The sequence below is a fragment of the Synechococcus sp. R55.8 genome, from assembly GCF_047461895.1.
GTDB lineage: Bacteria > Cyanobacteriota > Cyanobacteriia > Thermostichales > Thermostichaceae > Thermostichus.
This window is the reverse complement of record NZ_JANSIB010000027.1, coordinates 1-8,414: the sequence shown is the minus strand read 5'-3', so window position 1 is coordinate 8,414 and position 8,414 is coordinate 1. Positions and strand designations below refer to the sequence as shown.

The following is an 8,414-nucleotide window of genomic DNA, read 5'->3' as shown; positions in this document are numbered from 1 at the left end:
TCTTCACAGAGCCTTCATGAAAGGCAAATAGGGGTATTCTTGGACGAGAGCTGTCTTGCGAGATCCAGGGAGAAAGGCTTTATCTCCCCTTTGTCTCGGCGGATCTGGACTAGCTTGGGTTGAGTTTCCTTGGGCTGCCATGGGCTGATGGATCCTGCCACCTTTCTGGAGCACTATGGGTTTGAGCTGGAAGGTCAACCCAGCCAGGTTTGGGTGGAGCGCTGGAGCCAGTTGTTCCCGGATCTTTGGATCCCGGCAGCCTTGCTAGAAGCCCTCTACCAGGGGCGGTACAAGGCCGCCTCTGTGGAGCAGCTTCTCCGCCTTTGGCAGCGTCGCGGCTCTCCTCATCTTACCTTTCCCCCAGAAATCGGCCAGTTCCTTTGGCAGGAGCAGCAGGAGCGGATCCGCTCTTTGGCTGCGGCTGCCTTTGCCTGTTCTCCTCTGCCGCCGGTACCCCTCGCAGGATCCCTGTTTTCCAGAGAACCGGCCATATCTCTAAACTTGTTGTTGGAGCAGTTGCAGGAGCTTCCCCCCAAGCTGCGCCGCCTGCTCGCCCAGTCCCCTCCTCCCCAACTCGCCCGTGCTGGTGGGGCAGAGTCCTCAGGGATCCTAGAGCTCCAGCAGACGGTCGTTGACCCTCCAACTCCTGCCGAGCCCCCTCAGGGACAGTCTTGATGGGCTTACCACTCTCTTTCCTCAGGGATCCTGGCCATGAACTTTCCCCTCGATTGCGACAGCGGTGCGGAGCACATTTTTGCCGCCTTGCCCTGTGGGGTGATCACCGTCAGCGACACGCGCACCCCTGAAACCGATCACAGCGGCCAGTTCATCTGCACAGCCCTCCAGGAATCCGGCCACCGGGTGGAGAGATATTGCATTCTCCGAGATGAACCGCAGCTCATTCGAGAGCAGGTTCAGGATTGGGCCGGATCCCTGCCGGTGATCTTGTTGAATGGTGGCACAGGCATCGCCCCCCGCGACACCACTTACGACGCCATCGAGGCTCTCCTGGAAAAGACCTTGCCCGGCTTTGGGGAGATCTTCCGCCAGCTCAGCTATGCCCAGATTGGCAGTCGGGCCATCGCCTCTCGGGCCATCGCCGGGATCCACGGAAAGTGCTTGATCTTTTCCATGCCTGGCTCCCCAGCAGCCGTGCAACTGGCTATGCGCAGCCTGATCCTGCCGGAGCTACCCCACCTGGTTAAGCAACTGCACCAGGGCAAGCATTGAGGCAGCAGGCCGTCTTAGTGATCCCCTCTTAGGCCAAGAGGGCAGTCGCCTTGGCAAGAGCCTCCTCCCGCAGCAGAGCGGCTTTATCGGTGCGCTCCCAGGGCAGATCCAGGTGAGTTTGCCCGAAGTGACCATAGACCGCTACATTTTGGTAGAAGCGTCCCCCCCGTTGGCGGGGCAGCTCCCGCAGTTGGAACTGGGCCAAAATGGCTGCCGGCCTCAGATCGAAGTGGCGCTGCACCAGCCGCAACAGCTCTTCGTCGGGGATGCGCCCTGTGCCAAAGGTTTCCACCAAAATGTTGATGGGGCGGGCTACCCCAATGGCGTAGCTCACCTGCACTTCACATTTTTGCGCCAAGCCAGCTGCCACGATGTTCTTGGCCACGTAACGAGCCGCATAGGCAGCGCTGCGATCCACCTTGGTGGGATCCTTGCCGGAGAAGGCCCCGCCCCCATGGCGAGAATAGCCGCCGTAGGTATCGACGATGATCTTGCGTCCGGTCAGGCCCGCATCTCCCTGAGGGCCGCCGATGACAAACTTGCCGGTGGGATTGGTGAGGAAGCGGGTGTGGCTATCCGGCTTGATGGGCAGCTCGGCAAACACCGGCGTGACCACTGCCTCCCAGAGATCGGCGCGGATCCGCTCTTGCACCGCCGCCTCTTCCGTAATGGCGCCAATCGTGGGTGTGTGCTGGGTGGAGATGAGCAGGGTGTGAATGCCCACCGGGCGACCTTCCTCATAGGCCACAGTCACCTGCGTTTTGCCATCCGGGCGCAGATAGGGCAGGGTGCCGTTTTTGCGAACCGTGGCCAACTGGCGGCTGAGGCGGTGGGCCAAGCTAATGGGCAAGGGCATCAACTCGGGAGTTTCATCGCAGGCAAAGCCAAACATCAACCCCTGATCCCCGGCCCCGACCAAGTCGAATTGATCTTCCTGGGAGCCGCGACTTTCCAGGGCCATGTTCACCCCTTGGGCAATATCGGGAGATTGCTCATCGAAAGCCACCAACACCGCGCAGCTTTCTGCACAAAACCCATTCTTGGCATCGGTATAGCCAATTTCGGCCACCTTGTCCCGCACCAGACGGGTGAAGTTGACCTGCGCTTGCGAGGTGATCTCCCCGGTCAACAAAACCAGGCCCGTATTGACCACCACCTCGGCGGCCACCCGACTGAGGGGATCCGCCGTCAAGAGGGCATCCACGATGGCATCGGAGATCTGATCGCAGATTTTGTCGGGGTGCCCCTCCGTCACCGACTCCGAGGAAAACAAAAACGACTTGGACAACGAACCTTCTCCTTAAAAGCTAGAACTGAGAACCTGAACAAAAAACAAGGCTCACCCGCTCGTTCATTATCCGTCGGAGAAAGAGCCAACCAGGGATCCCCAGGTGCTCCGCACCAGCCCCAACTCAGCCAGAGGAAAGGCCCAGCAACCAGCAAGCGTTCTGCACCGCTGACGCACCAGCACTGCCGCGAAGGCCTTGCCCCGCTGCCGCGACCAGAGCTATGGGAGCTGCTAAAGGATAAAGTTGCCAGAAAAGTCCCCCGCCAACGAGGGCTATCCTCTAGAGAAAACTTTATTGCCTTTATCTTTCGGTTACTGACTAACCGCAGGAATTGGCACCGTAGCGGAGGCTTCCGCCGGGTTGCCGCAGCTTCATTGGGCCTGGTCCCTCAGTCTGCTCTGGATAAAGAACGGAACTTGTCCCTATAGTACCCCCAACCTCCGCCCATTTGTCAAAAAAATAAGCTGTGGGCGGCTTCAGCCAAACAGACCCTGCCACCAGTCTGTCCCCTGAGCGGCTTTGAGAAAGAATGCGCCGGCCAAGCCCAGGGGGGAGAGAACGCCGAGAAAGCCAACTGTCCCCAATCCCCAAGCCAAGCGGTGCAGATGCTTTTTGTCGGCAGGATTTGGCGTCGTTTCGGCTGAGATGGCCAACAGGGATCCCAAGGCTGCCAATAGGGATCCCCCCAGACCTGCAAAGTAGCTGGGCGCTAGCCACGGTTGCAACTCGGCGGCAGATACGACTTGGATGCGGGGCAAGACTTGAAAACACCCTATTGCCAGCACTGCCCAGATGAAGCAGTACATCAGCAGGCTATCTCGGAAAGCGGCAGCCGGTTCTCTCATATCCCAGCCGAATGAAACCGGATTAGGATAAAGGCGGTTCACTGTGGGGAACTTGGGTTTGCCCCGACGGTCGCGCCAGTGGTGCAGTTCCCCTCAGCCTGTGTGGCGAATCTCGATTCCTTTTGATTATGGCCCAACCCGCCCTGTCTGGCTTGCCTGCACCGGCTTCCGGATCCCAACCCCTCTCGACAACAGAACTTGAGGACGCTTGCGATAGCGGTGCGGAGTCTTCACCGGGCGCAGAGGCCGACCCAAACTGGCGGCATCGCCAAAGAATGCAAAAACGCCAGCAGATCCAGCGGCAGCGTCTGTCGGGCATGCGAGATGACAAGGGCTTGATCATCGTACACACCGGGCAGGGCAAGGGAAAGACCACGGCTGCCTTTGGCATGATCTTCCGCGCCCTCGGCCAGGGATTGTCGGTGGGGGTGGTGCAATTTATCAAGGGGGCCTGGGATCCAGGAGAAGCCAAGCTGTTGCGAAAGTTGGCCGAGCATCCAGAGCTGGGCCTGGGGAAAATAGCTTTTTACGCCATGGGAGAGGGCTTTACCTGGGAAACCCAAGACCGGGAGCGAGACATCGCCCATGCACAGGCGGCCTGGGAAAAGGGGCGGGAGCTGTTCACCAGCGGGGAGTTTCAGTTGGTGCTTCTGGATGAGATCCATGTCGCCCTCAAGTTGGGATATCTCTCGCCGGACAGGGTGTTGGCCGGGCTAGCGGAGAAACCGGAGCGGGTTCACCTGATCTTGACGGGGCGGGGCGCGCCGGCAGCGTTGATCGACCGAGCCGATCTGGTGACGGAGATGACTTTGGTCAAGCATCCCTTCCGTGACCAGGGGATCAAGGCGCAAATCGGCATCGAGTTCTAACCCTTGGGCAGGAAAGATGGCCATTCTGCTGGCGGCGGCAGCAAGCGGCAGCGGCAAAACCACCATCACTCTGGCTCTGTTGGCCGCTCTGAGGCGACGGGGCCTGCGCATCCAACCTTTCAAGGTGGGGCCGGATTACATTGATCCTCTGTTTCACACGGCGGTGAGCGGGATCCCCTGTCGCACTTTGGATCCCTTCTTGACCGACGAGGACTTTGTGCAGCGCTGCTTTCGCCACCATTGCCAGGACAAGGATGGAGCCATTGTGGAGGGGGTAATGGGCCTCTTCGATGGACGAGCGCCGGGATCCCTGCCCCTCCCCGAGGGCGGAACGGAGCCTTTTTTTGCCAGCAGCGCCCATGTGGCCCGCCTGCTCGGGATCCCTGTGGTGCTGGTGATCGATGGCAGCGGCATGGGAACGACGGTGGCCGCTTTGCTCTACGGCTTGAGCCGCTGGGATCCCCGCCTCTCCATTGCTGGGGTGATTTTCAACCGGGTGGCCTCGGAGCGGCATGGACAAATCTTGCAGCAGGCAGCGGCTGCAGCGGGGATCCCGGTCTTGGGCCAGTTTCCCCGGCGGGAGGATTTGCGGTTGCCCAGCCGACACCTGGGGTTGGTGCCTGTCTCAGAACTGGATCACTTCCCCCACTGGCAAGCTGCCTGGGCCGAGCTGGCGGAGCAACACGTCAATTGGGATGGCCTATTGCCCCTGATTCGGAGGCTTCCTCCAGCGGTAGGAGAGCTGTGGCCAGGGATCCCCCCTCTCACCGAAAGGACTCCGCCCCGCCGCTGCGAACAGGTACGGGTGGCGGTGGCCCAAGACCACGCCTTTAACTTCTACTACGCCGACAACTTGGATCTGTTGCGGGCCTGTGGAGCCGAGCTGCTGGAGTATTCCCCCCTCCAGGTGGGGCTATGGCCACCGGAGCCCTGCGACGGCGTGCTGCTGGGGGGAGGGTTCCCGGAATTGTTTGCAGCACCTCTATCTGAGAGCATTAACCAACGCCCGCTCCCGCCCGCCCACCCACCCCTCTACGCCGAGTGCGGCGGACTGATGGTGCTGGGCCAATCCCTTACCGATTTTCAGGGAAAGACCTACCCGATGGCCGGGCTGTTGCCCATCCAGGTAGACATGGCCGACCGGCTGTGTTTGGGCTACCGCGCAGCTGCCGTTTTGCGCCCAACCCTGCTGGCGCCAGCCGGGGATCGCCTGCGCGGGCATGAATTTCACCGCTCCCGCAGCACCCCCATCTCCCCCAGCCCAATCTACAGCTGGGGATCCCCCGCCCAGCTTCAACAGGAAGGATGGGCCACCGAGCGTCTTCACGCTTCGTACCTGCATCTGCACTGGGGATCCCGTCCCGACCTGGCCATGCGGCTGCTGCGAAGTTTCATAAGGATTACTCGGGGCCTGCCCATCCCCTCTTAGAACACCGTGCCATCGCTGAGCAGTTGGATGGGGGGAGAAGCATCTGGCCTGAGCTGGGCAGCGATTTGCCGCCCTGCCGTCCAGGTTCCCCCTTGCAGTATTTTCACCAGGGGCAACTCCTGGGCAGAGCAGCCAAGCCTTTCCCGGATTAAGGAGGCAACTTGATCCAGCAAAATCACCGTCAGGGCCCGCCACTCCACAATCACCGTCGAATCTGGGGGATGCGGTTGCTGCCCAATCTCCGGCTGCTTGAGCTGGATCACCCCCAAATCCACAAACAGCCCCCCGTTGCGATACTCCGCCAAACCCGTCAGCTCATCCAAACCCCAGATCGGGATCCCCTCCTGCTGCAACGGCTCCAGCAGGGAATAGGTCATCCATTGGGACAACTTGTGAAAAGGCACCCAATGGCTCCCCGGCTCCGTTTGGGGCAGGTGGGGATAGGGCCAGACATCCCCCAGAGGGATCCCGGCCAGCGAGACTCGCCCAGGCCAAATGGAGCTAAACCCCCTCTGAACTGCCTGGAAGACCTGTGCTGCTTTGATCCCACGGCTGGGATCCTCGGGTTGGATGGCGTCCCACAACCGGCCTGGACGAGGAAGATTGTGACCAGATCCAAAGTAATGAGGTTGAGCCCGCAAAGTTTGTGCCAACCTTTGCAGCAGTTGCCAGCGCCCCTCCAGTCCCAGTAAAGGATTTTCCGGCCCCACCTGGAAAGCTGCTGCCAAATCCGCCAAGGTGATCCGCTCCAGGCCCGCCGCATCCACCTGCAGAGGCTGCTGGGGATCGCTGGAAAACCCACCTCGCCAGAACCAGTCGAAACTGGCCAAGGCCAAACCTTCGGAACGACCCACCACCGCCTGACCTTCTGGATCCCAGTACTTCCAGGCAGAGCCTGCGCCTGCGTCCAGCAACACGCTGACGATGGCCAGATCCCACTTGCATCGCAGCCGCTCCAGCGGATCCATGTCTTTAAGTCGATTTTCCAAACGGGCTAGGCGCTCCCCGGATCCCACCTGAAAATGTTGCCAGCGGCTGTGGAAGGGAATTTCCCCGTTGGGATAATGGGCCCGCATTGTGGTGATCACATAGTCGGCTACGGATCCCAGCCGGTTCAGGTCGAGGCGAAAATGCTCTGATTCACCGGCCAAAACCCTTTCCAGTAGCAACCGACAGCGATCCCGAATGGCTTGGGGACTCTGCAAATAAGCCACTCGTTTTTCCAGATCAACAGGTGTCAGCATCAAGCTGTTCCTTCTCAATTGTCCATGCCGAGAATTTTCTCAGCATAATCGGGCGGGAACCCACCTTGATCTGCATTCGTCTGCAAGCCTTGGCCCACTTGACACTCCCGCCGGTCTCTTGTCAAAAGACCGCGTCTTACTTCGCGATCGGTGAGACCCTTGCAAGAGAAAGCTTTGAGGCAACTGTCCTGCTGACACGAGCAGCCCTGAGCCATTTTGAGAAAAGACTGGGCCAAGCACTGGGTGAGGATCCCGATAGATAAGAGCATTGACTCGAGGTAAATTTTGATGTCCCTGTTAAGAGAAGTGTTGAATACTACATTTCACTGAAGTAGACTTCGCCTACTCTGTGGCCTTAACCACTTCCTTGAGGGGTTGTCGATTGTTATGATAGATGTAATCCTAGCCCTAAGCATAAATTACTAGTTAGGTCATTTGCAGCTAGGCTAAGCCCCAAAAGTGCCAATCCGTTAGGGAGGAGTGTGATGTTCACACGGTTGGCGGAACAATACCGCAGCTATGTTCAAGATCTGGTGATGAGTTTGCAGGCTCTGGCCATCGTTTTGGAGAAGCGGGGCTACCCAGCCTCTTGCTACACCTGTGGTACGTCTTTCGAGAGTGCCTCGTTTATGGTCAGTTTACGAGAGGGGCACCTAATCCGCTTTTTGGTTTCCGAATGCTCCATTAGCTGGACAGAAATGCGGGATGACCGGGAGCTTATGAAATTGGAAGGGGCAGAGGCGATTCGCCAACTGCAGGAGCTGGCAGAGCTTATCAAAGATGAGCTGTTGGTCGCCGCCACGCCGGCTGAAGCTCTGGTGGCCAGCACCTGATCCTGGCAGGCCCTAGGTCTGCTCAAACCCAAGCCGTAGCCGATTGGGCAACTGGGCCCGACCTTCTAGAGGCTTTCCCAATCTTGGGGGGGGGCGAGGGCTGGATAGGAATCCTCCCCGATGGAGTTGCAGTTGGCTAACTGCCAATACCACTTGTGTCTGGATCCCAGATGACCCGCTCTCCCAGCTTGTATCTGGAGTGGTTTGTGGCAGCAAAGCCTCTCTGAGTAAAGTCTGAGTAAGGTGTCACCGCTGCCAGGGATCCCCTGTTGACGGCTTCATCTTATAACTCTGACCCAATACCCCCAAGGGGATTCGAACCCCTGTCGCATCCGTGAAAGGGATGTGTCCTAGGCCTCTAGACGATGGGGGCGCTCTCCGACAAGGCGATCCTAATCCTAAAGAAGGATAAGTAAGCTTGTCAACCTTTTAATCTGCATCCCCAGACCCACGCCCTGCCAAGTTCAGAATCAAGATCCCCAGCAAAGCCAGGCTCAGCAGGCTGGCAATTACAATCGGTTCATCTGGGATCACGTCCATCTTGGCTTCACCTCACCACATCACAAAGAGCCACACCTCAGCTAGAAATCGCAGGAGCCCCGCACTGTACCCGTAGGGTCAGTGCCGGGAGGAATGCGGAAGTCACAATAGAACCATGACCCAAGTCCTGACCGT

Annotated in this window: 8 protein-coding genes, 1 tRNA gene and 1 riboswitch; of the genes, 5 read left to right on the top strand and 4 right to left on the bottom strand. The window is 59.1% G+C overall.

What is annotated here, in order from left to right; translation table 11 throughout:
- Nucleotides 1-147: 147 nt before the first annotated feature.
- The gene (locus NW829_RS04360) at nucleotides 148-675 is read left to right on the top strand and encodes a hypothetical protein (protein WP_414416521.1); all 528 of its coding nucleotides are present in this window, start codon (nucleotides 148-150) and stop codon (nucleotides 673-675) included.
- A 36-nt stretch (nucleotides 676-711) separates the two neighbouring features.
- Nucleotides 712-1,230 carry a MogA/MoaB family molybdenum cofactor biosynthesis protein gene (locus NW829_RS04355; RefSeq protein WP_414391002.1) on the top strand — a complete coding sequence of 173 codons (519 nt, stop codon included), beginning with the start codon at nucleotides 712-714 and terminating at the stop codon, nucleotides 1,228-1,230.
- 28 nt (nucleotides 1,231-1,258) lie between these two features.
- On the opposite strand, the gene metK is transcribed toward NW829_RS04355, so the two are convergent.
- Together metK and NW829_RS04345 are read right to left on the bottom strand one after the other, a co-directional pair.
- Nucleotides 1,259-2,518 (bottom strand): methionine adenosyltransferase, encoded by a 1,260-nt coding sequence (gene metK, locus NW829_RS04350; RefSeq protein ID WP_041436796.1) that lies wholly within the window; start codon nucleotides 2,516-2,518, stop codon nucleotides 1,259-1,261.
- Nucleotides 2,519-2,816: 298 nt separating this feature from the next.
- Nucleotides 2,817-2,928: riboswitch (SAM riboswitch) on the bottom strand.
- Nucleotides 2,929-2,995: 67 nt separating this feature from the next.
- Nucleotides 2,996-3,364: a hypothetical protein gene (locus NW829_RS04345; protein WP_011434147.1), complete on the bottom strand. Its 369-nt coding sequence runs from the start codon at nucleotides 3,362-3,364 to the stop codon at nucleotides 2,996-2,998.
- Between the two features lie 275 nt (nucleotides 3,365-3,639).
- Between NW829_RS04345 and cobO the strand changes: the two genes are divergently transcribed.
- Both cobO and NW829_RS04335 read left to right on the top strand, forming a co-directional pair.
- Nucleotides 3,640-4,233 carry a cob(I)yrinic acid a,c-diamide adenosyltransferase gene (cobO, locus tag NW829_RS04340; protein WP_414413543.1) on the top strand — a complete coding sequence of 198 codons (594 nt, stop codon included), beginning with the start codon at nucleotides 3,640-3,642 and terminating at the stop codon, nucleotides 4,231-4,233.
- Nucleotides 4,234-4,249: 16 nt separating this feature from the next.
- A complete protein-coding gene (locus NW829_RS04335; RefSeq protein WP_414416520.1) occupies nucleotides 4,250-5,662 on the top strand; it encodes a cobyrinate a,c-diamide synthase in 1,413 nt (470 codons plus the stop codon).
- Here NW829_RS04335 and NW829_RS04330 read toward each other — a convergent pair.
- Entirely contained in the window at nucleotides 5,659-6,906 is a 1,248-nt protein-coding gene (locus tag NW829_RS04330) for a URC4/urg3 family protein (RefSeq protein WP_414416519.1), read from the bottom strand. The two genes, NW829_RS04335 and NW829_RS04330, sit on opposite strands and share 4 nt — an antisense overlap.
- A 485-nt stretch (nucleotides 6,907-7,391) precedes the next feature.
- Here NW829_RS04330 and NW829_RS04325 point away from each other — a divergent pair, with 485 nt between their 5' ends.
- Nucleotides 7,392-7,739 (top strand): DUF1815 family protein, encoded by a 348-nt coding sequence (locus NW829_RS04325; protein WP_011434143.1) that lies wholly within the window; start codon nucleotides 7,392-7,394, stop codon nucleotides 7,737-7,739.
- A 300-nt stretch (nucleotides 7,740-8,039) separates the two neighbouring features.
- On the opposite strand, the gene NW829_RS04320 is transcribed toward NW829_RS04325, so the two are convergent.
- Nucleotides 8,040-8,112, bottom strand: a tRNA-Glu gene (locus NW829_RS04320).
- Between the last annotated feature and the right edge of the window lie 302 nt (nucleotides 8,113-8,414).

Excerpts from the sequence above, each read along its gene's own strand:
- cobO (WP_414413543.1), top strand. The coding sequence starts at position 3,640 with ATGCAAAAACGCCAGCAGATCCAGCGGCAGCGTCTGTCGGGCATGCGA.
- NW829_RS04345 (WP_011434147.1), bottom strand. The coding sequence starts at position 3,364 with ATGAGAGAACCGGCTGCCGCTTTCCGAGATAGCCTGCTGATGTACTGC.
- NW829_RS04360 (WP_414416521.1), top strand. The coding sequence starts at position 148 with ATGGATCCTGCCACCTTTCTGGAGCACTATGGGTTTGAGCTGGAAGGT.
- NW829_RS04335 (WP_414416520.1), top strand. The coding sequence starts at position 4,250 with ATGGCCATTCTGCTGGCGGCGGCAGCAAGCGGCAGCGGCAAAACCACC.
- NW829_RS04355 (WP_414391002.1), top strand. The coding sequence starts at position 712 with ATGAACTTTCCCCTCGATTGCGACAGCGGTGCGGAGCACATTTTTGCC.
- NW829_RS04325 (WP_011434143.1), top strand. The coding sequence starts at position 7,392 with ATGTTCACACGGTTGGCGGAACAATACCGCAGCTATGTTCAAGATCTG.
- NW829_RS04330 (WP_414416519.1), bottom strand. The coding sequence starts at position 6,906 with ATGCTGACACCTGTTGATCTGGAAAAACGAGTGGCTTATTTGCAGAGT.